This window comes from Azospirillum melinis (assembly GCF_013340935.1).
In the GTDB taxonomy this organism is placed as follows: domain Bacteria; phylum Pseudomonadota; class Alphaproteobacteria; order Azospirillales; family Azospirillaceae; genus Azospirillum; species Azospirillum melinis.
The window spans coordinates 72,924-95,513 of the sequence record NZ_WHOS01000012.1; the positions used below are offsets into that span (position 1 = coordinate 72,924).

A 22,590-nucleotide genomic window follows, 5' to 3' on the forward strand; every position below is an offset into this window, starting at 1 on the left:
ATGACGACGACCGTTGAAGCCATGCACGGCAGCCACGCGGGGCACGACACCCCGCGTGACGCCACCCCGCCCGTCTTCTATGTGAGGGACGAGCACGCCCACGAAGCCGCCAGCACCGCGCTCGGCTTCTGGATCTACCTGATGAGCGACTGCCTCATCTTCGCGGTGCTGTTCGCGACCTACGGCGTGCTGGGCACCAGCTACGCCGCCGGCCCGACGGCGAAGGAGCTGTTCGACCTGCCGCTGGTGGCGCTGAACACCACCATGCTGCTGCTGTCCTCCATCACCTACGGCTTCGCCATGCTGGCGATGGAGAAGGGCCGCACCGGCCAGACCCAGGGCTGGCTGGCGATCACGCTGCTGTTCGGCCTCGCCTTCCTGGGCATCGAGCTGTACGAGTTCGCCCACCTGATCCATGAGGGCGCCGGCCCGTGGCGCAGCGCCTTCCTGTCGTCCTTCTTCACGCTGGTCGGCACCCACGGCCTGCACGTCACCTTCGGCAGCGTGTGGCTGGTGACGCTGATGGTCCAGGTCGCCCGCCGCGGCCTGATCCCGGCCAACCGCCGGCGCCTGATGTGCCTCAGCATGTTCTGGCACTTCCTGGACGTCATCTGGATCGGTGTGTTCACCTTCGTCTATCTGATGGGAGCGCTGCGATGAGCACCCACGCGCACAGCGACCACCACGCCCATCAGGGCCACGGGCACGATCACGGCGGCCATGGCCATGGGGATCATGGGGACCACGGCCACCCGGCGGGCGCCCACGGCACCTTCGGCAGCTACATGATCGGGTTCGTCCTGTCGGTGATCCTGACGGTCATCCCGTTCTGGCTGGTGATGAACGGCACGCTGGACACCACGACCACCACGGTCGTGATCCTGGCGCTGGCCGTGGTTCAGATCATCGTCCACATGGTCTATTTCCTGCACATGAACGGCCGCGTCGAAGGCGGCTGGTCGATGCTGGCGATGATCTTCACGATCATCGTCGTGGTCATCATGTTCGCCGGTTCGCTTTGGGTGATGTACCACCTGAACACCAACATGATGCCCGGCATGAGCCACGACATGAGCAAGATGCCGTGACCGGACTGCCGTCCGCGCCCCCTGCGGGCGGTTCTTCGGTGAAGAGGGCCCGCCCGGCTTGGGCGCTGGCCCTCTTCGGCCTTCTGGCGCTCGCCGGCATCGCCGGCCTGACCGCGCTCGGCATCTGGCAGCTCGAACGCCGGGTATGGAAGCTCGACCTGATCGAGCGGGTGGACGCCCGCATCCATGCCTCCCCGGTCCCCGCTCCGGGGCCGGAGGCGTGGGCGTCGGTCACCGCCGCGTCGGACGAATACCGCCGGGTCGCCGTCACCGGACGGTTCCTCAACGACCGCGAGACGCTGGTGCAGGCCGTCAGCGACCTGGGCGGCGGTTTCTGGGTGATGACGCCGCTGGTCACCGACCGCGGCTTCACCGTTCTGGTCAACCGCGGCTTCGTGCCGCCGGACAAGCGCAATCCCGCGACCCGCGCCGACGGGCAGCCGCACGGTCAGCAGGGGGGCGAGGTGACCGTCGCCGGCCTGCTGCGCCTGACCGAGCCGAAGGGCGGGTTCCTGCGCAGCAACGACCCGGCCGCCGGCCGCTGGTACTCCCGCGACGTCGCCGCCATCGCCACCGCGACCGGATTGACCGATGTCGCCCCATATTTCATAGACGCCGATGGCACCCGCAATCCCGGCGGCTGGCCGGTCGGCGGGCTGACGGTGGTCAGCTTCCCCAACAGCCATCTCGGCTATGCGCTGACGTGGTTCGCGCTGGACCTGATGCTGGTCGGCGCCGTCCTGTTCGTGATCCGCAGCGAGATGCGGCGTCGGCGGGCCTGAAGGAAAGCGGAAATCGGCCAACGGAAAACGCTCAGTGGAAAACAGGCGTCCTAAAACTCCCCGCCCGCCGGTAACTCTCTATATAAGTCGATGGGCTGATGAACCGGGTGAGGAACAGGACGTCTTTCGTGCGCGACACCACCGACCGCAAAAACCTGTTCCTGCTCGTCCAGCTGCGTTGGCTTGCCGTCGTCGGACAGATCGTGACGATCCTGATCGTCCATTCGCAGATGGGCATCCGCCTGCCGCTGCTGCCGATGGCGGCGGTGATCTTCGTCCTGATCGCGCTGAACATCGCCAGCCTGATCCAGATCCGCCGCAGCTCCGACGTTTCCAACACCCAGCTGTTCCTGGAGCTGCTGATCGACGTCTGGGCGCTGACCTTGCAGCTCTATCTCAGCGGCGGCGCCTCCAACCCCTTCATCTCGCTCTATCTTCTCCAGGTGGCGCTGGGCGCCGTGCTGCTGGAGGCCTGGTCGGCCTGGGCGCTGGTCCTGGTGGCGACCGCCGGATTCACCTGGCTGATCGGCACCCACCAGCCGCTGCCGCTGCCGCCCGCCTATGAGGGAGAGCTGTTCAGCCTGCACATCCAGGGCATGTTCATCTGCTTCGTGCTGGCGGCGAGCCTGCTGGTCCCCTTCCTCACCCAGATCAACCGCAACCTGCGCGCCCGCGACGCCTATCTGGCCGAGCTGCGCCAGCGCTCGATGGAGGAGGCGCACATCGTCCGCATGGGCCTGCTGGCGTCGGGTGCGGCGCATGAGCTGGGAACGCCGCTCGCCACCCTGTCGGTGATCCTTAACGACTGGCGCCGCATGCCGTCGCTGGCCTCCGACCCCGATCTGGCCGACGAGATGGCGGAGATGCAGAACCAGATCGACCGCTGCAAGACCATCGTGTCGGGCATCCTGATGTCGTCGGGCGAGGCGCGCGGCGAGGGCACGGTGCGCACGACGGTGAAGGGGTTCCTCGACGGGCTGGTGGAGGACTGGCTGTCCAGCCGGTCGCCCAAGCGCTTCGACTACGACAACACGGTCGGCCCAAGTGAGCGGATGATCGCCGACCTCGCCCTGAAACAGGTGCTGTTCAACGTGCTGGACAATGCGCTGGAAGCCTCGCCGGGCTGGATCGGCGTCGCCGCCTTGCGGCAGGGCGACAATCTGGTGGTGGCGGTCAACGACGGCGGCCCCGGCTTCGACCCCGCCATTCTGGAGGAGCTGGGCAAGCCCTACCGCTCCACCAAGAAGCGGCCGGGCAGCGGGCTCGGCCTGTTCCTGGTGGTCAATGTGCTGCGCAAGCTGGGCGGGACGGTTTCGGCCAAGAACCGGCCGGGCGGCGGCGCCACCGTGACGCTGACCCTGCCGCTGTCAGCCCTGTCGCCGGGAGGCGCCGATGGAGACGACTGAGTTGGAAGAGGACGCCCTCCGCACCCTGCTGATCGTCGAGGACGATGCGTCCTTCGCCAAGGCTCTGCGCCGGTCCTTCGAGCGCCGCGGCTACGAGGTCCATGCCTGCGCCGGGCTGGAGGAGATGCGGGAGCTTCTGCAGACGCTGGACCCCGACTATGCCGTGGTCGACCTGAAGCTCGCCACCGGATCGGGGCTGGAATGCGTCAAGGAGCTGCACGAGGCCGACGAGGAGACCCGCATCGTCGTGCTGACCGGCTTCGCCAGCATCGCCACCGCGGTGGAGGCGATCAAGCTGGGCGCCTGCCATTATCTGGCGAAGCCGTCCAACACCGACGACATCGAGGCCGCCTTCGACCGCACCGAAGGCGACACCTCCATCGCCCCGACCGTCCGCACAACCTCGATCAAGAATCTGGAGTGGGAGCGCATCCACGAGACGCTGGTGGAGACGAACTTCAACATCTCCGAGACCGCGCGGCGGCTCGGCATGCACCGGCGCACCCTGGCGCGCAAGCTGGAGAAGAAGCGGGTGCCGTGAGGAATGATCGCCCTCTCCCGCCCCGGGAGAGGGAGGGGACCCGCGCCGAAGGCGTGGGGAGGGTGAGGGGTAGGGCAAGACTCCCGAACCGCATGGTTCCTTGGGTCACCCCTCACCCTTCCCATGCTCTGCATGGGCCCCTTCCCTCTCCCGGGGCGGGAGAGGGACTATCAGCCCCTTACGAAAACTCCCGCACCGTGTGCAGGTGGTTGAGCGGACCGTGGCCGTGGCCGAGGCCGGGTGCGGTCAGGATCGCCGTCTCGACATAGCGCCGGGCGCGGGCGACCGCGTCGCGGGGGTTCAGGCCCTGGGCCAGACCGGCGGCGATGGCCGAGGACAGGGTGCAGCCGGTGCCGTGGGTGTGGGGGGTGTGGACACGGCGGCCCTCGAACACCGTCTCGCCCTCCTCGGTCAGCAGCAGGTCGTAGAGGGTGTCGTCCTCCAGATGGCCGCCCTTCAGCAGAACCGATTTCGGGCCGAAGCTGAGCATCAGCTCGGCGGCGCGGCGCATGTCGTCGAGGTCGCGGATCGGCAGGTCGGTCAACGCCTCGGCTTCCGGCAGGTTGGGCGTCACCACCTCGGCCAGCGGCAACAGGCGCCGGCGCAGGGTCAGCACCGCGTCGGGGTCGAGCAGGTGATGGCCGCTCTTGGCGATCATCACCGGATCGAGCACCAGCGGCACATTGACGGCGCGCGCCTCGTACTCCGCCGCCACCGCCTCGATGACGGGGGCGTTGGCGAGCATGCCGATCTTCACCGCGTCGGCGCCGATATCCTCCAGCACCAGCTTCATCTGCAAGGCGACGAAAGCCGGATCGACCGGCACCACGCCATAGACGCCGGTGGTGTTCTGCGCCGTCAGTGCGGCGATGGCGGTCATGGCATAGGCGCCGAGCGCGCTGACCGCCTTGATGTCGGCCTGGATGCCGGCACCGCCGCCGGAGTCGGACCCGGCGACGATCAGGACGCGACCGTTGACGGTGCTGCCATTGACACTCTCGGCGCTCATTGCGCGGCCTCCAGGCTGCGGGCGGCGCTGGCCTGGATGGTGCCGGCGATGTCGGCGACCACGCTGTCGACCAGCGCGGCGTCGTCGCCCTCCGCCATCACGCGGATGAGCGGCTCGGTGCCGGACTTGCGGATCAAGAGACGGCCGCTCGACGCCAGCCGCGCCTCGCCCTCCTTGATCGCCTGCTGGACGACGGCGTCCTCCAGCGGCTTGGTCCCGGCGGTGAAGCGGACGTTGGTTAGCTTCTGCGGGACGGGATCGAACACGCGGCAGACTTCGCTGGCAGAGCGGCCGTCGGCCTGGATCAGCACCGCCAGCACCTGCAACGCGGCGATCAGCCCGTCGCCGGTGGTGGAATAGTCCGACAGCACGACATGGCCCGACTGCTCGCCGCCGACATTGTAGCCGCGCTCGCGCATCATCTCGACGACGTAGCGGTCGCCAACCGGCGTGCGGGCCAGATGCAGGCCGAGCCCGCCGAGATGGCGCTCCATGCCCAGGTTGGACATCACGGTGGCGACCACGCCGCCGCCACGCAGCGTCTGCGAACGCGCCCAGGAGGTGGCGATCAGGGTCATCAGCTGGTCGCCGTCGATGGGGCGCCCGGCCTCGTCCACCATGATCAGGCGGTCGGCGTCGCCGTCGAGCGCGACGCCGAGATGGGCGCCATGGGCGACCACCTGCTCCTGCAGGGTCTGGGTGGCGGTGGCGCCGCAGCCCTTGTTGATGTTGGTGCCGTCCGGGGTGACGCCGACCGGGATCACGTCGGCCCCCAGCTCGTACAGCACCTTGGGCGCCACCTTGTAGGCGGCACCGTTGGCGCAATCGACGACGATCTTCAGACCGTCCAGCCGCAGGCCGCGCGGGAAGGTGTTCTTCACATATTCGATGTAGCGGCCGGTGGCGTCCTCCATCCGGCTGGCGCGGCCGAGATCGGCCGGACGGGCGAGGTCGGGAGCGAAGGGCAGCGCCATGCGCGCCTCGATGGCGGCCTCGACCTCGTCCGACAGCTTGTAGCCGTCGGGGCCGAAGAGCTTGATGCCGTTGTCCTGATAGGGGTTGTGCGAGGCGGAGATCACCACGCCCATGTCGGCACGCAAGCTACGGGTCAGCATGGCGACGGCCGGGGTCGGCAGCGGTCCGACCAGCACCACGTCCATCCCCATGGAGATGAAGCCGGCGGTCAGCGCCGGTTCCAGCAAATAGCCGGACAGGCGGGTGTCCTTGCCGATCACCACCCGGTGACGGTGGTCGCCGCGGCGGAACTGCAACGCGGTCGCCATCGCCACGCGCAGGGCCGTTTCGGCGGTCATCGGGTCGATGTTGGCGGTGCCACGGATGCCGTCGGTGCCGAACAGGTGTCGCGTCATGAAAACCTCGTGCAGAAACGGTATCCAGGCCCCGCATGTCGGGGTGCGGGACCGGATGTGCAAGCGAAGGATGTTTCTTCGCGCGGCAGCCGGGCCGGGTCAAGGCCCCATCGGCGGCTGCGCGAAAGGGTTACAGGCGTACCGTCTTTTTCCTCAACCGGCAGGGGCGGCCCTCAACGCCGATGCAGCCCTTCCCAGACGGCGCGGGCCTGCGCCGTTTCCGCCACGTCGTGGACGCGCAGGATCTGCGCCCCCTGGTTCAGCGTCTCCAGCCCGGCGGCGAGCGAGCCGGCCAGCCGCTCCTTCGGCGGCTCCTCGCGCGACAGCCGGCCGATGAAGCCCTTGCGCGACAGGCCGATCAGCACCGTGCAGCCCAGCGCATGATACAGCGACGTGTGGCGCAGGATCTCCAGATTGTGCTCCGTCTTCTTGCCGAAACCGATGCCGGGATCGACGGCGATGCGCTCCGGGGCCACGCCGGCCGCGACGCAGCGGGCGACCCGCTCCTCCAGCCAGTCGAACACGTCGAGCGCCGCGTCGCGGTAGGTCGGGTTGGCCTGCATGGTGCCGGGGTCGCCCTGCATGTGCATCACCACCACCGGGATAGCGGTGCGGGCCACCACCGGCAGCGCGTCTGGGTCGGACAGGCCGGCGATGTCGTTGACGATGCGGGCGCCGGCCGCGGCGGCGGACTCCATCACGCGGGCATGGCGGGTGTCGACCGAGACGGTCGCCCCCTTTTCGGCGAAATGGCGGATGACCGGCAGGACGCGCCGCTCCTCCTCCTCGGGTGGGACCGGGACGGCGCCGGGGCGGGTGGACTCGCCGCCGATGTCCAGGATGTCGGCGCCGGCCGCCAGCATCGCCTCTCCATGGTCGATGGCGGCGGAAGGGTCGAGGAAGTCGCCGCCGTCGGAGAAACTGTCCGGCGTGACGTTGACGATACCCATGATTTGCGGCCGGTCGGGGGAAAGCCCGGCGAAGGGCGCGCGGGCGCGGGTCAGGGCGCCCAGCTGGCGGTCCAGCGCCTCCGCCACCGCACGCGAGCGCTCCCAGCCCCAGGCCAGGGTCTCCGACAGCGGCGCGAAGGCGCGGTCGATGCGGGAGGCCCCATGGTGCAGGCCATCGCGGACGATCAGTTCGGCGGTGGAGAAGGCGAAGCGTCCGCCGGCCAGCGGCACCGCCGCCCCCTTGGCCCAGGCGGCGATGGGCATCAGCCCGACCGGACGGAGGTAGACCCGGACACCGTCCTCCCCCGCCCAGGGACAGAAGCCGGCCAGCGACCCGGCGGCGGATTTGGGCGCTGCCGCCTTGGCGGCGGGCTTGGCGGAGAGCGGCGGCATCGGAGGTCCCCTTCACGTCACGGGCTGACGGATCCGTTCCTGACACGCGACCGGCTGGATGGCAAGGGGGGCCGCCCTGGACGGCGAGGCCGGCGGGGATTTTCGGACGATGCGCAGGACACTGGAACGGAACGGGCCGCCCGATGGACGGCCCGGACAACCGGTAGGCAGTAGACGACAGGCAGACGGCGCGAGCCGATTACATGCAGGTGGCCTGCGCGGTCATCACGATCTCGATGCCCTTGCTGTGCTTCTGCGTGGCCGCGGCGGCGTCTTCGGCCTTGCCGGAGGCCATGGCGGCGTTCATCGCCTTCATCGCCTCGATGGCGGTGTTGCGCTCGGCGCCGGTCAGCTTGCCGGACGCACACTTGCACGACGCGACGGTCGGCTCGGACTTGTCGGTGGCCGTGCACAGCGCCTCGAAATCATCGGCGAAGGCAATGGCGGGAACGGCCATCATGGCGACGACGGCGACAGCAGCGATCTTCAGAATGCGCATCTAAAACTCTCTCAATCGAATTTGTGACAATTGCGAGGTAGCGCCAGATATTCGCGCGTTAGCAAGCCGATAGCGTGGCTTTTTGGAAGGTTTGAGATTTGTTATTTGAAACAATTGGCGGCTGTTTGCCGGCCTTGGTCCAGCAGGCGCGACGCTCACCCCCGCCGCGCCAGACCGCCCTTCAGCTTCAGCACATAGGTGATGACCTCCGCCACCGCCTGATAATGCTGGAGCGGGATGGTGGCATCGACCTCCGCCGAGGCGTGGAGGGCGCGGGCGAGTGGTGGATTCTCGACGATGGGGATGTTGTGCTCCTGGGCCAGCGCGCGGATGCGCAGCGCGATCAGGTCGGCACCCTTGGCGAGGCAGATCGGGGCGGCGGTCCGGCCGCGCTCATACTCCAATGCCACGGCGAAATGGGTGGGGTTGGTGATGACCACCGTCGCGCGCGGAACGTTCGCCATCATCCGCTTCTTCGAGCGCGAACGGCGGATGTCGCGCAGGCGGGCCTTGGCGTTGGGATCGCCCTCGATCTGCTTGAACTCGTCCTTGATCTCCTGGTGGCTCATGCGCAGGCGGCGGCGCCACTCCAGGCGGTTCCACAGCACGTCCACCGCCGCCATCAGGACGGTCGCCAGCAGGACGGCCAGCAGCAGCCGCAAGGTCACGTCCCGCAGCAGCACGGGCAATCCGGCGACGTCCATGCCCACAGTATCCTCCGTCCATGCGATGTAGGGCGCCAGCGCGTGCCAGGCGGCACCGCTGATGATGGCGAGCTTGACCAGGCTCTTGGCGAATTCGACCAGCGCCGGCCGGCCGGCCATCCGCTTCCAGCCGGACGACGGCGACAGGTGCGACCATTTCGGCCGGATGCGGTCGGACGCCACCACGAACGGCCCCTGCCCCAGCGCCGACACCGCCACCCCGGCCAGCAGGATGCCCAGCACCGGCAGCAGGGCGACGGCGACGCCGCCGATCAGCCAGTGCAGGCTGTGGATGACGTCGATGGCGCTGCCGTCGATGCGGATGTCGTCGGGGTTCTCGATCAGCGGCAGCAGCAGGGCCGACAGGCTCGACGCCACGCCGGGCACCGCCATCAGCACGATCATCCAGGCGGCGACCATCGCCGACAGCAGGCCGACGTCGCGGGCGCGGGGAACGTCGCCCTTCTCCGCCGCCTCGCGCAGGCGTTTCTCTGTCGGTTCCTCGGTCTTCTGTTCGTCGTCCTGCTCCGCCATGGCCCAATCTCCGCAAGTCAGGACCCCGACAGCCAGCCGCCGAGTGCGGCGACGAAGGCGGTCAGCATCGCCCCGGCGGTCGCCATGAACAGGCCCATGCCGATCATCAGGACACCGGGCGTCGCGACGAAATAGACGGGCATCGCCGGCATCACCCGGTTGACCAGCCCCAGGGCCAGATTGACCACCAGCCCATAGAGGATGAAGGGTGCTGCCAAACCAACCCCCAGCCGGAAGGTGGTCGCCAGCAGTTCGGCGAAGCGCTGGGCGACCATGCCGAGGTCGGGGAACACCCCCGCCGGCCAGGAACCGTAGGAGCGGGCCAGCGCGCCGATCATCAGGTAATGCACGTCGGATGCGAACAGCAGCGCCAGCCCGCCGATCAGCAGAACGCCGGACAGCACCGACCCGCCCTCGAACCCCGCCGCCGCCATCGAGAAGGGGTTGCTCAGCCCCACCACCTGGGCCGCGACCGCGCCGGTGGTCTGGAGGGCGGCCATGAACAGCCGGGCGCCGAGGCCGAGATAGGCGCCGACCAGCGTTTCGCCCGCCAGCGCCCGCAGCATCTCCACCGGTTGCTCCGGCATGCGGTCGGGCAAACCCTCCACCCCCGGCAACAGCACCAGCGTGACGATGACCGCCAGCGCCGCCCGCACGCGCATCGGCACCGCCGCCTCGCCGAAGCCCGGCAACAGGCCGATGGCAGCCGCCACCCGCGCCAACACCAGCAGACCGCGGTAGATCTCCAGGGTGAGGAACTGGCTGAGGCCGTCCATGGGGGCGTCCATCGGCGGCTCAGACCTGATCGACGGTCTTGAGCGCCGCCTTGCGGTGCAGCTCGGCATGGCTCAGCACCGGGGTCATCGGGCTGACCCGCTCCAGCAGCGACCGCACGAAGGGCCGCGCCTCGGCTCCCACCAGCAGGGCGGGCCAGATTTGTGAGGTGGCGTGCTTCTGGATCTTCAGCCGCACGGCGGTCAGGAACTCCTGCACCTGGCTGGGCGGCATGACGAAGCGGCGGTCGTCGCCCTCGACCACGATGTTGTCGAGCAGCGCCTGCTCCCAGCGCGGGCTGAGCGCGATCACCGAGACGAAGCCGTCGGGTCCGGCCAGCCCCTGGTGGATCTGCTGGCCCAGCCGCATCCGCACATGTTCGGTGATCAAGGTGATGTGGCGGGTCCAGCCGACAGCCTCCGCCACCGCCTCGACGATGGCCGGCAGATTGCGGATCGACACCCGCTCCGACAACAGCTGTTGCAGCACGCGCTGGAGCACGACCAGCGAGATCTGGCTCGGCACCATGTCGTTGATCAGCTTCTGGTACTCGCGGCCCAGCCCGTCGATCAGCTTCTGCAAGGCGGCGAAGGTCAGCAGGGTGGAGAGGTTGTCCTTGATGACCTCGGTCAGGTGGGTGGTGATGACGCTTTCCGGATCGACGACGGTGTAGCCCTTCGCCACCGCCTCCTCATGGCGGGCCGGGTCGATCCATTTGGCCTGGAGGCCGAAGGTCGGCTCGCGCGTGGAGTCGCCGGCGATGTCGGGCACAGCACCACCGGTCGGGTCGATGGCGAGCAGATGCTTCGGCCGCACCTCGCCCTTCGCCGCCTCCACCCCCATGATGCTGATGACGTAGCTCTTGGGGGCCAGGAAGCTGGAATCCTTGATGCGGACCGAGGGCAGGACGAAGCCGAACTCGGTGGCGAAGCGCTTGCGCAGGGTCTTGACCTTGGTGGTCAGCGGGCCGTTCTTGTTGAGGATCAGCGGGACGAGGTGGTTGCCGACCTCCACCTTCACCTCGTCGACCTTCAGCATGTCCTCCACCGCCTCCTCCGGGACGGCGGCGGGCGCCTTGCGGCTTTCCTCCAGCTTGGCGAGCGCGGCGGCGCGGGCCTTGCGGCGCGGCGCGTACCAGCCGAGCAGGGCGAAGGCGGCGCCGATGGCAAGGAAGGGTGTCATCGGCAGGCCGGGCGTGATCGCCAGCGAGACCAGCAGGCCAGACGCCACCAAGAGTGCCTTCGGGTAGGCGCCGAGCTGGTCGATCACCGCCTTTTCCGCCGAGCCTACATTGCCGCCCTTGGTCACCAGCAGGCCGGCGGCCAGCGACACCACCAGCGCCGGGATCTGCGTCGCCAGCCCGTCGCCCACCGTCAGGGTGGTGTAGATGGAGGCGGCATGGTCGAAGCTCATCCCCTTCTGGGCGATGCCGATGGCCATGCCGCCGAGAACATTGATGACGGTGATGACCAGCCCGGCCACCGCATCGCCGCGCACGAATTTCGACGCACCGTCCATGGCCCCGTAGAAGGTGCTCTCGTCCTCCAGTTCCTTGCGGCGGCGGCGCGCCTCGGCCTCGTCGATCATGCCGGCGGAGAGGTCGGCGTCGATGGCCATCTGCTTGCCGGGGATGGCGTCCAGCGTGAAGCGGGCGCCGACCTCGGCGATGCGGGTGGCACCCTTGGTGATGACGACGAAGTTGATCACCACCAGGATGCAGAAGATCACCACGCCGATGACGAAGTTGCCGCCCATCACGAACTGGCTGAAGCCCTGGATGACGTGGCCGGCGGCGGCGTGGCCGTTGTGCCCCTCGCTGAGGATCAGGCGGGTGGACGCGATGTTCAGCGCCAGCCGCAGCATCGTCACCACCAGCAGCACGGTGGGGAAGGAGGAGAAGTCCAGCGGCCGCGGGATCCACAGCGACACCATCAGCACCAGCACCGCGACCGAGAAGGACAGCGCCAGCCCGAGATCGAGGAACCAGGACGGCACCGGCAGGAACAGCACCGCCAGCACCAGCAGGATGCCGACCGCGAACAGCACGTCGCGGTTCGCCAGCCCGATGTCGCCGATCAGGCCGAACCGGCTGCGGACGTGATCCGTGAGGGTCATGGGGGTCCCGGCGGGTTTGTGGAGGAGAGATGGTCCGGCAACGATAGGGGGGTGCGGTAAAACCGGGATTTAAGGGCGGGACCCGGTACGGGGTCGGGGCGGGAAATTTGTTGACTAAGAAACAAAAATCGCGATAGTTTCCTACTCAACCAATGGGGTGGATTCTTATGAACACCAACGGCGCGGTTTCCCGGCTGACGGACCATCTCGGCTACTGGATGCGCATGGTGTCCAACCATGTGTCCTTCGCCTTCGCCCGCCGTCTGGAGGGCAAGGACGTGACGGTGGCCGAATGGGTCATGATGCGGGAACTGCATGGCGCGGGTCCGCTGGCCCCCAACCGGCTCGCCGGGAGGATGGGCATGACCCGCGGCGCCATCAGCAAGCTGGCCGACCGGCTGGTCGCCAAGGCCCTGGTCACCCGCGACGACAACCCGGCCGACGGCCGCGCCCATGTGCTGGCGCTGTCGGAGGCAGGTAGCCGGATCCTGCCGGAGTTGGCCCGGCTGGCCGACGAGAACGACGAGGCGGCCTTCGCCTGCCTGACGGCGGAGGAACGCGCGCAGCTCGACCGGATCCTGAGGAAGATCGCCGGGTCGCATGGGCTGAAAAGCAGCCCGACCGGCTGATCCCCTCCCTCAGCAAACCCATCGCAAGAAGGAGAGCGCCGATGAACGCGCAGCAGAAGACGATTGCCCAGACCTGCCTTGCCGCGTCGCATGACGGCACGATGAACTTCCCGTCCATCGTCGCCGTGCTGATCGACGCCGGCTTCGAAGGCTATGCCGTCGATTACCGCCGCGGGACCAGCACCTACTATCTGCCGGACGGCGACAGCGTGGAGTTGCCGGCCATCGCGACGCCGACGCCGGTCGCAGCGGCCTTCCGGGCGGATGGGGTCGAGGCGGCGGTGCGGGCGGCGCAGTCCAACGCGCCGGGCTACAGCTACCGCGGCTTCTGCGAGGCGGTGAAGGCGGCCGGATGCGCCGGTTATATGGTGTCCTTCTCCGGCAGGCGGGTGGTCTATTACGGCCGGACCGCGGAATGCCATGTCGAGCATTTCCCGCAGTGAACCGGTTTCAGTTCTGCCCGGCCGGCAGCAGCGGGCGGGCCGGGCCGTCGGCGAACAGGCCGGACAGGAAGCTCAGGCGCCCGCGCTCCGCCGCGGTCCAGACCGGGGCGGAGCCGCCGGGGCCGGCCGCCAAGGTCTCCAGATAGCCCAGCGCCCCGGCGACCCAGCGCAGATTGCCGGTCACCCGCTGGCGATAGGCCTCGCCGCGTTCGGACTGGGCGGAGTGGTAGCGGGCGATGGCCGTCTCCAGCGAGCCATGGTCGCGCCGCAGCGCCGACAGGAAGGACGCGGCATAGCGGGCGTTGGCGACCGGATCGAAGGCGGTGACGAGGTCGGGGAAGGCGTCGGGGTGCCAGCGCAAATTCACCTGCAGGCAGCCGACATCGATGGACTGGACGCCGCGCGCCTGGGTCTCGCGCACGAAGGATATCGCCGCGTCGCGCGTCGGGAAGTAATGGGAGCGCCCTTCGGTGTTGACCGTCCACGGCCATGCGGTGAACAGCCGGTCTTCCGTCCGCCGGCCGGACTCGGTGAAGCCCATCGCCAGCAGCAGATGGTCGGCGATGCCGGCCGCCTTCTCCGCATCGAGGATGGCGGCGATGCATTGGGCTTCGGGCGGCAGGGCTTTGGCCGGGGGCTGTGGGGCGGGCTGCTTGGGCGGGGCGTAGAGGGCGGTGCTCCACACCCCGATCTGTGAGAGGTTGGCCGGCGGCGCCGCCGCACCGCCGGCCGGATTTACGAGCAGCCCGAGAAGGGGGAGCGCGGCCGCTCGCAACGGGGGGAGGCGCATCAATCAATCGCGACGATCAGGTCGCTCAACCGGTCGGCGTAGGTGGCGAGCGCGCCGTACATGAAGGGCAGCGCCAGCACCGTCACCACCAGGATCGCGACGATCTTCGGCACGAAGGTCAGCGTCATCTCCTGCACCTGGGTCAGCGCCTGCACCAGCGAGATCGACACGCCGACCACCACCGCGACGATCAGCGGCGGGGCGGCGATCAGCAGGGTCGTCCAGATGCCGCTGCGCAGCACCTCCAGAACGTCGGCCTGGTTCATGGGGTGGTCCTTGGTTTTCCTATGGAGTGGAAAATCCCCCTCTCCCCCGGGGAGAGGGCCGGGGTGAGGGGGATGCAAGGCGAGGATTCTCGGGAAGCCACGCGGTGCGTCCCCCTCACCCTAACCCTCTCCCCGGGGGGAGAGGGGATTCTTCCCGGTGGGCTGACGCACCCGCTCAGACCGCGATGCGCATGATCTCCTGATAGGCCTGGACCATCTTGTCGCGGATGGCGACGACGCTCTGCACCGTCATCTCGGCGGCCAGGACGGAGCGCACGACGTCCTGTGCGCTGGCCTTGCCCGACACGGCGGCCAGCGACACCCGCTCACTTTCCTTCAGCGTGTCGACCGCCTGGGAGATCGACTTGTCGAGGAAACCGCCGAAATCGCTCTCGGCGCTGGCGGCCACCGCGTCGGACTGGTTCGCAGAGGATAGCGGGGAGGTCGCCGTCTGCGCCTCGGCGACGCCGCTGGCGATGGGGCTGCGGTTGGCGGCGTAGGCGGCGGCGACGCGGCCGACGGACATCTCGATCATGGAACGGCTCCTCAGCTGCGCAGCAGGTCGACGACGCGGGTCATCATCGCGCGCGATTGTTCGATGACGTTCATGCTGGCCTCGAAGGCGCGGCCGGCCTCGCGCATGTCCATCATCTCGACCAGCGGCTGGACGTTGGGCTTCTTGACGTAGCCCTTGTCGTCGGCCGCCGGGTGCGAGGGGTCGTAGGCGAGCTGGAAGTCGCTGCGGTCGCGGCCGATCTGCTTGACCTGCACCAGCTCCGCCCCGACGCCGCGGTCCATCACGCTGTCAAAGGACACCGTCTTGCGGCGGTAGGGATCGCCGCCCCTGGCGGTGGCGGTGCTGTCGGCGTTTGCAAGGTTCTCCGCCACCACGCGCAGGCGGGTCGACTGCGCCTGAAGGCCGGCGCCGGCGATCTTCAGCGTGGCGCCGAGGACATCGTTCATCATCGGGTCGTCTCCGTCCTAAAAGCCGTCAGCCGTTCTTCCAGGCCATGCGCAGCATCTGCACATTGCGCTGGAACAGGCTGGTGGTCAGCGCGAAGGCGTCGCGGGTCTCGCTGCCCTTGATCATCTCCTGCTCCAGCGACACCGCGTTGCCGGATGGTGTCGATTCCCAGAGGGCGGCCCTGCCCTCCTCGCGGAAGCCGGCGGTGGAGCGGGTGCTCGCCAGATGCAGGCCGGAGGTGCGGGCGGTCTCCACCGGGCGGATGCCGTCCATCACGCTGTCGAAGGGTTTCAGGTCGCGCGCCTGGTAGTCGGGCGTGTTGGCATTCACCACATTCTCGGCGACCAGCTTCTGCCGCTGTGCCAGATAGTCCAGCCGCGTGCCGGCAAGCTGAAAGAAACCGATTTTACCCAAATCCATTGCGACCTCGGTCCATCAATTCTTGCCGGCAATTCTCGCCGGAACACCGGATCGGACGATGATCCCGCCGGTTTAAAGCCGGATTTAAATTCGTTGCTCCAGGATGCCTTGCATCGATGGAGATGGTGGAGACAGAAGCGATGCCGGCACTCGCCACCCTGGCCGCGGAATTCGACCGGCTGCCGACGCGCCGATGGCGCGGGGAAATCCGCTCGGCCGCCGGCATGACGCTGGAGGTCGACGGGTTGCAGCGCGTGCTGTCGGTCGGCGACAAATGCCATGCGGAGACGCTGCGCGGCGGGCGCGTGCTGTGCGAGACCATCGGCTTCCGCAACGGGCGCTCGCTGCTGATGGCCTTCGATAGCCTCGACGGCGTGGCGGAGGGCTGCGCCGCGGTCACCGACGACACCGCCTTCACGCTGCGGCCCGGCCCCGGCTGGCTCGGCCGGGTGGTCAACGCGCTGGGCGAGCCGATCGACGGCAAGGGCCCGCTGGCGAACGGCGAGCATCCGCGCAGCTTGCGCCAGCCGCCGCCAGCCGCCTGCGCCCGCCGCCGGGTGGGCAGGCGGCTGGACAGCGGCATCCGGGTGATCGACAGCTTCGTGCCGCTCTGCCGCGGCCAGCGGCTGGGCGTGTTCGCCGGCTCCGGCGTCGGCAAATCGACGCTGCTGGCGATGGTCGCCCGCCATGCCGAGGCCGAGGCCATCGTCATCGGCCTGATCGGCGAGCGCGGGCGCGAGGTGCGCGAATTCATCCAGGACGATCTGGGGCCGGAGGGGCTGGCGCGCTCCGTCGTCATCGTCGCCACCTCGGACGAGCCGCCGCTGATGCGCCGGCAGGCGGCGTTGCTGACCATGACGGTGGCGGAGGAGATGCGCGATCAGGGAAAGCATGTGCTGTGCCTGATGGACAGCGTCACCCGCTTTGCCATGGCCCAGCGCGAGATCGGGCTGGCCGCCGGCGAGCCGCCGACCGCCAAGAGCTATCCGCCCAGCGTCTTCGCCGAACTGCCCCGCCTGCTGGAGCGCGCCGGGCCGGGTCCTGAAAGCGGTGGAGACGGCGACATCACCGCCATCTTCACCGTTCTGGTCGATGGCGACGACCATGACGAACCCATCGCCGATGCGGTGCGCGGCATCCTCGACGGCCATCTGGTGCTGGACCGCAAAATCGCCGAGCAGGGGCGATATCCCGCCGTCAACCTGCTGCGCAGCGTGTCGCGCAGCCTGCCCGGCTGCCATGACGCACGCGAGAACCGCATCGTCGGCCGCGCCCGCGCGCTGGCCGCCAGCTATGACGGCATGAAGGAGATGATCCGGCTCGGCGCCTACAAGCGCGGCACCGATCCGGAGACCGACGCCGCCATCGACCTGCATCCGCAGTTGGAGGAGTTCCTGCGCCAGGGCAAGGACGACCCCTCGCCCTCCGCCGGGAGTTTCGCACGGCTGGAGTCGCTGCTCGCCGCCCTCGGAGACCACGCATGAGCATCAATACCAAACTGGCCGCCCAGGCCGTCACCCCGCCCTCGGCACACCGCAAGGCCGCCGCCGAGCCGGAGGAAACGTTGGCCGACAGGATGAGCGTCGGCTTCGACGATCTGCTCGACGTGGTCAACCCGCTCCAGCAATTGCCCGTGGTGTCGTCGGTCTACCGCGAGGCGACGGGGGAAGACATCTCCATCCCAGCCCGGCTGGCCGGCGGCTTCCTGTTCGGCGGGCTGCCCGGCCTGATCGGCAGCGCCGCCATGGTCGCCTTCGAGGAGGTCACCGGCGACAGCGTGCTGGGCCATATCGGCAGCCTGCTGGAGGAGGGAACGGAGACCGCCGCGGCGGAGCAGGCGCCGGCAGGGGCGTTGCCCTGGATGGGCGGCGGCAGCGGCGGCGACCGCGCCCTGCCCTCCCCCCAATCGCTGGAGGAGGCCTTGCGCCGCAAATCGGCGCCGGCGGCGGAAATGGCAGCGACAGCGGGGGTGCCGGCGGGTACCGAACAGCCGGCGCCGCAACTGCTGGCGAAGCTGTACAGCCTGGAGGCGACGGCCAGGGCCGGCACGCCAGGGATGGCGCGCACGGCGCCGTGACCAACCCCAGCTTGCGCGGCACCGCCGGGCGCGGTTCAATGATCCGGAACCGGGAGGCTTCGGAGCGGGCGGTCGGACGATGGATGCAGGCAACGGCCTGGAACAGGGAAAGGGAAAGGGACGGCGGCGGCTGTGGCTGCTGGTCGGCCATGGCGCGGTGGGGTTGGCCACCGCCGGAGCCTTCCTGCCGATCCTGCCCACCGTCCCCTTCCTGCTGGTCGCCGGCTGGGCCTATGCCCGCGGCAATCCCGAACTGCGCGAGCGGATGCGCAACGACCCGCGGTTCGGCCGCGCCATCCGCGAGTGGCAGGATCGCGGCGCCATTCCGGTGAAGGCGAAGGTCATGGCGGTCGGCGGCATGTCGTCCAGCTTCGCCATCCTGGCCCTGACCTCTCCCGGCTACCCGGTGCTCGCCGGCACCGGGCTGGTCATGGTGGGTGCCGCCGCTTATGTGGTGTCCCGTCCGACTCCATAGGAAAAGGGGCCGCCGTTTCCAGCAGCCCCCTTCCTTCAAAGTTTGAAAGCCTCGCTCAGGCCGCGGCACGCTCTTGCCCCGGATGGCCCAGGCGGGCCAGCGTCGCCGGCTCGATGGCGACCTGCAGATGGGCGTGGCTGTCGTCGTCGCGGCGGCCGACCACCTCGCCATGGGCGTAGAGCCAGGCGAGCGTCGCCCCGTCGCCATGCTCGACATCGAGTTCAACCAGCTCGCGGCCGGCGGTCATCCGCTCGTCGAGGATACGGAACAGCGTGTCCAGACGCTCCCCGGTCGCGGCGGACAGCGCGCAGGCGTTGCCGGACCGTTCGGCACGGGCAAGCACGGCCTCAAGCTCCGCCCCGTCCAGCAAATCGATCTTGTTGGAAACCTCGACCACGCGCGGGTCGCGTTCCGGATCGATGCCGAGATCGGTCAGGATCGCCTCCACATCGGCCTTCTGGGCTTCTGTGTCGGGATGGGCGATGTCGCGGACATGCAGGATGATGTCGGCCGACTGCACCTCCTCCAGCGTGGCGCGGAAGGCCGCGACCAGATGGGTCGGCAGGTCGGAGATGAAACCGACCGTGTCGGACAGGATCACCTTGCGCCCCGACGGCAGGACCACCTGCCGCATGGTCGGGTCCAGCGTCGCGAACAGCAGATTCTTCGCGAACACGTCGGCGCCGGCCATCCGGTTGAACAGGGTGGACTTGCCGGCGTTGGTGTAACCGACCAGCGCCACCACCGGATAGGGCACCTTGGCGCGCGCCTTGCGGTGCAGGCCGCGGGTGCGGCGGACATCGTCCAGCTCCCGCTTGATCTTGACGATGCGGTTGCCGATCAGACGGCGGTCGAGTTCGAGCTGGGATTCACCGGGACCGCCGAGGAAGCCGAAGCCGCCACGCTGGCGTTCAAGGTGGGTCCAGGACCGCACCAGCCGCGACTTCTGGTAGGTCAGCGACGCCAGCTCGACCTGAAGCTGGCCTTCATGGGTGCGGGCGCGCGCGCCGAAGATCTCCAGGATCAGGCCGGTGCGGTCGATGACCTTGGCACCGAAGGCCGTCTCGAGATTGCGCTGCTGCACCGGGGTCAGCAGATGGTCGACGATGACAAGGTCGATGGCCTCGCCCGCCTCGCGCGCGTCTTCGATCAGCTTGGCCTGCTGCTCGATGGCGCCGCCGCCCAGCAGGGTGGCCGGGCGCGGCTGGTTGACCTTGACGATGGCGGCCTGCGCCACCTCAAGCTCGATGGCTGCGGCAAGACCGACCGCCTCCTCCAGCGAGGCTTCGGGGCTGCGGACGGTCTCGACGCCGCGCAGGACCGGGTGGAGGACGAGGGCGCGGCCCAAATTCGATTGCCGGGTTTCGATGGTTTTGGAGTCGGTGTTCGGATTCGTACCCATGGGGTTCCTTGTGCCCGCCCCGGCGCCGGATGCGCGGGGCATGCGCGCGTCCCTGGCGGATGCGACGCTCGGAATTGGAAAAAAGGGGGGTCCTCTCCGATCCCACCGGCGGCGCCACGGCACGGGGGAGGGTCGCGGCGGCCTGCGCGTCACGGGATCGGAGAGGATGGCGCCGGCACTCCCGCAGCGGGGGCCGAACCGGGGAACTTAGATCAAGGGAAGATCACCGAAGTTGCCGCGCCGGCCGGGCAATGGCCTCGTCACGCGGGATCGTACCGGGTTCGCGGCGTCGCCGCCGACATTCTTGGGTCGCGGCGTCACCGCCGACATTCGGTTAGATGTGGAGTTCGGCGTTCGAAACAAGGGTGCGGCAGCGCTTTTTCCGGGATTTGGCGGTCGATGCCCTCTCCCGCCCCGGGAGAGGGAGGGGACCCACGAAGTGGGGAGGGTGAGGGGTAGAGCAAGAATCCCGAACCGCATGGTTCCTTGGATCACCCCTCACCCTTCCCACCGCTTCGCGGCGGGCCCCTTCCCTCTCCCGGGGCGGGAGAGGGAGTATCAGGAGTGCCCCCTCACCAGCCCATGTTGTTGCGGGAGGTCTGCTCGATGGTCTTGATGTGGGCCAGCCCCGGCAGGATTTCCGAGCGGATGAACTCCAGACGCCGCACCGGGCCGCCGCCGCGCGAGAAGCGGTGCTTCCACAGGTTCATCTTCACCGCCAGACCGCACAGCACCCCGCCGATGGTCAGGTGATGGGTGACGATCAGGTCGCGGATGCTGCGGAAGCTCTCCGGGTTGATGTCGCGCCAGAAATCGCGGGAGCGGGTGTCGAAGCTTTCGAAACGCCCGGTGATCGAGGTGGCGATGTCGGTCAGGTCATGGCCGATGTCGTCCAGCATGCGGCCCTGGCGGGCGTCGCGGCGCACCTCGCTGACCTGATACAGCTCCGCCATCCAGCCGAGGAAGCCCTGCACGTCGGGCACGATGTCGTCCAGGCAGCGCTTGAAATAGGCCAGCGACAGGAAGATGTCGGCATACTCCTCCAGAAAGGCCGGAATCTCCCCCAGCGGAATGTCGAGCCGGTCGGCGGTCAGTTGCAGGCGGCGCCGCGCCTCCTCCACGTCGGGCTGGGCGAACAGGCGGACCAGCTCGTCCATGCTGGCGATGTCCGCCCCCTGCACGCCATAGACATGCTCCACCAGCGGCCGGGTGAAGACGCGCATGTAGCTGGTCAGCTCGGCCCGCTTGGCGGCCGACAGCCGGAGCGCCGCCGCTTCCTCCACATCGATGTTCAGGCGGCGCAGCTCCAGCCGCAGGCTGTAGACGTCGAAGCTGGCGGCCTCGGCGATCTGCACGATCTTGCGCAGGTCGCGGCGGAATTCCGGGCCGTCGATGCCGAAGCATTTCGACAGCTGGTCGATGCGGATCTGGCCGCTGCCCGTCTGGGCGTCGTTGAACAGCTCCGCCACCGTCTCCAGCCGGACATTCTTGATCAGCCGCGCCCGGCGCAGCCCCGGCGTTTCCAGCGGCAGGATCGACAGCGGCAGGATGTGCAGCGCGTCGCGCCCGTCATCCTCGTCCTCCGCGGACGCACCGCGCAGAGCCACGGCGGCGGCCCCGGTGGTGGCCGGCGGGCGGATGCGGTCACGAGCCTTACGGTCTTGTGGCTCTTTGGACCTGTGGTCCTGCAAGTCGCCGGACCTGTGGTCCGGTGGGGTGCCGGCTGGCGTCTGCACGGCTGGACTCCTCCCGCTCGGGCGAGCCCCGCGGCCCTGTCAGAAGCGCGGGAACCTCATCAGCGTCATGGTGATGGACGGATCGATGGAGATGACCGAGGCCCGCCCGCGGCGGGAAATCGGCCCGATGGACGGCATGGCGGCGGTCGCAGCGGCGCTGCCGTTCTGCATGTCGTACATCGCGGCGAAGCGGTCGAGGAACTTGGCGACCTTGTCCGGGCTTTTGAGGTCGGCGATGTCCATCCGCTTTTCCAAGAGCGCCTTCTGCTTGTCGACGTCCAGCAGCGCCGTCTGGTCGGGCAGCCCCAGCGTGGTGTAGACCACCTTGCGCAGGGCATTGTCGGCCATGACCTGATACCAGTTGGTGATGTTCGCCGACCGCCGCTGGAAATAGAGGCCGAGCCGCACCGCCGGGTTCCTGTCCTCCGATTCCACCTCCAGCGTCACGGCGACATAGCGGTCGACGATGGCCTGGACGACGGCCGGCTGCTTCAGGTTGGCGCCGTCGTTCTCGGCGAAGCCCAGGATGGTCGCCATCTCGCGGAACTTGGTATCGCTCATCCGGTTGGCGGTGGAATACTGGTCGCTCACCCCTTCTTCCAGAACCTTGCGGATCAGGCCGCGCGACTTCGCCTGACTGCCGAGGTCGAAGGCGTCCAGGACGAAGCGGTAGAGCTTGTCGTCCTTCATGAAGTCTTCGGTACTGGCGATCTTGCCGATGTTGTCCTGGAAATAGGAAATGGCGCGCTGCACCGCCGGCCGGCTGCGCACCGCCTGTTCGTAGCGGTCGTGGTTCTTGCTGACCATCCGCAGATCGACGAGCGTCGTCATGCCTCGACCTCCCCGCCCCGGCCGTCCTCGCCTTGCGGAAGGACGGGATCCTCGTCGGCCGCATCGGTTTCGGCGCCATAGCCGGCGGGGATGCGCATGATGACCTCCCCGGTCGCGGTGTCGAGCACCTCGGTGTAGAGCCGCCTCGTGTCGGGATCGAGGTTGACGCGATAGGGCCGGGCGGCGTGCTTCGCCTCCGCCTCGGATGCGTCGGCCTTCCCGGCGGCCTGCTGGGCGCGCTCGGCCGCCTCCACCGGCTTGGCCGTCTCGGCCTGGGCGGCGCGCAGCCGGTCGGCCTGACGCTGGCGCGCTTCCGCGATGATGTCGGCGCTGGTGGTGGTGGCGCGGTCGCCGGACGGGCCGGTCACGCCGGTGACGGGGGTCGGCATGGC

General features: G+C 68.7%; 26 protein-coding genes. 10 read left to right on the forward strand and 16 right to left on the reverse strand.

Annotation, left to right across the window (positions count from 1 at the left end):
- From cyoC to GBZ48_RS11565, 5 genes are all read left to right on the forward strand, one after another.
- Positions 1–660, forward strand: coding sequence for a cytochrome o ubiquinol oxidase subunit III (gene cyoC, locus GBZ48_RS11545; protein ID WP_425485989.1), 660 nt, complete (start codon positions 1–3; stop codon positions 658–660).
- Positions 657–1,088, forward strand: a complete 432-nt coding sequence (gene cyoD / locus GBZ48_RS11550) for a cytochrome o ubiquinol oxidase subunit IV (protein WP_174471181.1) — start codon at positions 657–659, stop codon at positions 1,086–1,088. The genes cyoC and cyoD overlap by 4 nt, the downstream gene beginning before the upstream one ends.
- 38 nt (positions 1,089–1,126) lie before the next feature.
- On the forward strand, positions 1,127–1,870 hold the full coding sequence (locus GBZ48_RS11555) for an SURF1 family protein (protein ID WP_343049523.1): 744 nt from the start codon (positions 1,127–1,129) through the stop codon (positions 1,868–1,870).
- 128 nt (positions 1,871–1,998) lie between these two features.
- On the forward strand, positions 1,999–3,276 hold the full coding sequence (locus tag GBZ48_RS11560) for an ATP-binding protein (RefSeq protein ID WP_343049524.1): 1,278 nt from the start codon (positions 1,999–2,001) through the stop codon (positions 3,274–3,276).
- The gene (locus tag GBZ48_RS11565) at positions 3,263–3,817 is read left to right on the forward strand and encodes a response regulator transcription factor (RefSeq protein ID WP_174471184.1); all 555 of its coding nucleotides are present in this window, start codon (positions 3,263–3,265) and stop codon (positions 3,815–3,817) included. The genes GBZ48_RS11560 and GBZ48_RS11565 overlap by 14 nt, the downstream gene beginning before the upstream one ends.
- Before the next feature lie 178 nt (positions 3,818–3,995).
- Here the strand turns inward: GBZ48_RS11565 and thiD are convergent, their stop codons facing one another.
- The 7 genes from thiD to flhA form a co-directional block, all read right to left on the reverse strand.
- Positions 3,996–4,826 (reverse strand): bifunctional hydroxymethylpyrimidine kinase/phosphomethylpyrimidine kinase, encoded by an 831-nt coding sequence (gene thiD, locus GBZ48_RS11570; RefSeq protein WP_174471185.1) that lies wholly within the window; start codon positions 4,824–4,826, stop codon positions 3,996–3,998.
- The gene (glmM, locus tag GBZ48_RS11575; protein ID WP_174471186.1) at positions 4,823–6,196 is read right to left on the reverse strand and encodes a phosphoglucosamine mutase; all 1,374 of its coding nucleotides are present in this window, start codon (positions 6,194–6,196) and stop codon (positions 4,823–4,825) included. Before glmM ends, thiD begins: the two co-directional genes overlap by 4 nt.
- Positions 6,197–6,369: 173 nt before the next feature.
- Positions 6,370–7,539: a dihydropteroate synthase gene (gene folP / locus GBZ48_RS11580; RefSeq protein ID WP_174471187.1), complete on the reverse strand. Its 1,170-nt coding sequence runs from the start codon at positions 7,537–7,539 to the stop codon at positions 6,370–6,372.
- A gap of 199 nt (positions 7,540–7,738) precedes the next feature.
- On the reverse strand, positions 7,739–8,038 hold the full coding sequence (locus tag GBZ48_RS11585) for a hypothetical protein (protein ID WP_174471188.1): 300 nt from the start codon (positions 8,036–8,038) through the stop codon (positions 7,739–7,741).
- A 155-nt stretch (positions 8,039–8,193) separates the two neighbouring features.
- Positions 8,194–9,276 carry a flagellar biosynthesis protein FlhB gene (flhB, locus tag GBZ48_RS11590; protein WP_174471189.1) on the reverse strand — a complete coding sequence of 361 codons (1,083 nt, stop codon included), beginning with the start codon at positions 9,274–9,276 and terminating at the stop codon, positions 8,194–8,196.
- 17 nt (positions 9,277–9,293) lie between these two features.
- Positions 9,294–10,064, reverse strand: a complete 771-nt coding sequence (locus GBZ48_RS11595; RefSeq protein WP_246307142.1) for a flagellar biosynthetic protein FliR — start codon at positions 10,062–10,064, stop codon at positions 9,294–9,296.
- Between the two features lie 7 nt (positions 10,065–10,071).
- A complete protein-coding gene (gene flhA, locus GBZ48_RS11600; protein WP_174471190.1) occupies positions 10,072–12,165 on the reverse strand; it encodes a flagellar biosynthesis protein FlhA in 2,094 nt (697 codons plus the stop codon).
- A 167-nt stretch (positions 12,166–12,332) separates the two neighbouring features.
- Here flhA and GBZ48_RS11605 point away from each other — a divergent pair, with 167 nt between their 5' ends.
- Together GBZ48_RS11605 and GBZ48_RS11610 are read left to right on the forward strand one after the other, a co-directional pair.
- On the forward strand, positions 12,333–12,794 hold the full coding sequence (locus GBZ48_RS11605; protein ID WP_174471191.1) for a MarR family winged helix-turn-helix transcriptional regulator: 462 nt from the start codon (positions 12,333–12,335) through the stop codon (positions 12,792–12,794).
- Between the two features lie 41 nt (positions 12,795–12,835).
- Positions 12,836–13,237 carry a DUF1398 domain-containing protein gene (locus GBZ48_RS11610; RefSeq protein ID WP_174471192.1) on the forward strand — a complete coding sequence of 134 codons (402 nt, stop codon included), beginning with the start codon at positions 12,836–12,838 and terminating at the stop codon, positions 13,235–13,237.
- Between the two features lie 7 nt (positions 13,238–13,244).
- On the opposite strand, the gene GBZ48_RS11615 is transcribed toward GBZ48_RS11610, so the two are convergent.
- From GBZ48_RS11615 to GBZ48_RS11635, 5 genes are all read right to left on the reverse strand, one after another.
- Positions 13,245–14,027 (reverse strand): lysozyme family protein, encoded by a 783-nt coding sequence (locus GBZ48_RS11615; RefSeq protein WP_174471193.1) that lies wholly within the window; start codon positions 14,025–14,027, stop codon positions 13,245–13,247.
- Positions 14,027–14,293 carry a flagellar biosynthesis protein FliQ gene (gene fliQ / locus GBZ48_RS11620; protein WP_174471194.1) on the reverse strand — a complete coding sequence of 89 codons (267 nt, stop codon included), beginning with the start codon at positions 14,291–14,293 and terminating at the stop codon, positions 14,027–14,029. The genes GBZ48_RS11615 and fliQ overlap by 1 nt, the downstream gene beginning before the upstream one ends.
- 175 nt (positions 14,294–14,468) lie before the next feature.
- On the reverse strand, positions 14,469–14,828 hold the full coding sequence (gene fliE, locus GBZ48_RS11625) for a flagellar hook-basal body complex protein FliE (RefSeq protein WP_174471195.1): 360 nt from the start codon (positions 14,826–14,828) through the stop codon (positions 14,469–14,471).
- An 11-nt stretch (positions 14,829–14,839) separates the two neighbouring features.
- On the reverse strand, positions 14,840–15,259 hold the full coding sequence (gene flgC, locus GBZ48_RS11630; RefSeq protein ID WP_109049423.1) for a flagellar basal body rod protein FlgC: 420 nt from the start codon (positions 15,257–15,259) through the stop codon (positions 14,840–14,842).
- A 25-nt stretch (positions 15,260–15,284) separates the two neighbouring features.
- A complete protein-coding gene (locus tag GBZ48_RS11635; protein WP_098735359.1) occupies positions 15,285–15,677 on the reverse strand; it encodes a flagellar biosynthesis protein FlgG in 393 nt (130 codons plus the stop codon).
- 140 nt (positions 15,678–15,817) lie between these two features.
- Here GBZ48_RS11635 and fliI point away from each other — a divergent pair, with 140 nt between their 5' ends.
- The 3 genes from fliI to GBZ48_RS11650 all read left to right on the forward strand — a co-directional run bounded on the left by fliI (position 15,818) and on the right by GBZ48_RS11650 (position 18,229).
- On the forward strand, positions 15,818–17,161 hold the full coding sequence (gene fliI / locus GBZ48_RS11640) for a flagellar protein export ATPase FliI (protein WP_174471196.1): 1,344 nt from the start codon (positions 15,818–15,820) through the stop codon (positions 17,159–17,161).
- Positions 17,158–17,754: a hypothetical protein gene (locus tag GBZ48_RS11645; RefSeq protein ID WP_174471197.1), complete on the forward strand. Its 597-nt coding sequence runs from the start codon at positions 17,158–17,160 to the stop codon at positions 17,752–17,754. The genes fliI and GBZ48_RS11645 overlap by 4 nt, the downstream gene beginning before the upstream one ends.
- Before the next feature lie 79 nt (positions 17,755–17,833).
- Positions 17,834–18,229 (forward strand): YbaN family protein, encoded by a 396-nt coding sequence (locus GBZ48_RS11650; protein WP_174471198.1) that lies wholly within the window; start codon positions 17,834–17,836, stop codon positions 18,227–18,229.
- A 55-nt stretch (positions 18,230–18,284) separates the two neighbouring features.
- Here the strand turns inward: GBZ48_RS11650 and hflX are convergent, their stop codons facing one another.
- The 4 genes from hflX to GBZ48_RS11670 all read right to left on the reverse strand — a co-directional run bounded on the left by hflX (position 18,285) and on the right by GBZ48_RS11670 (position 22,587).
- Positions 18,285–19,631, reverse strand: coding sequence for a GTPase HflX (gene hflX / locus GBZ48_RS11655; protein WP_174471199.1), 1,347 nt, complete (start codon positions 19,629–19,631; stop codon positions 18,285–18,287).
- A 572-nt stretch (positions 19,632–20,203) separates the two neighbouring features.
- A complete protein-coding gene (locus GBZ48_RS11660) occupies positions 20,204–21,367 on the reverse strand; it encodes a hypothetical protein (protein ID WP_343049525.1) in 1,164 nt (387 codons plus the stop codon).
- Positions 21,368–21,406: 39 nt separating this feature from the next.
- A complete protein-coding gene (locus GBZ48_RS11665; protein ID WP_174471200.1) occupies positions 21,407–22,198 on the reverse strand; it encodes a DUF1217 domain-containing protein in 792 nt (263 codons plus the stop codon).
- Positions 22,195–22,587 carry a flagellar protein FlaG gene (locus GBZ48_RS11670; protein ID WP_174471201.1) on the reverse strand — a complete coding sequence of 131 codons (393 nt, stop codon included), beginning with the start codon at positions 22,585–22,587 and terminating at the stop codon, positions 22,195–22,197. Before GBZ48_RS11670 ends, GBZ48_RS11665 begins: the two co-directional genes overlap by 4 nt.
- Positions 22,588–22,590 lie beyond the last annotated feature (3 nt).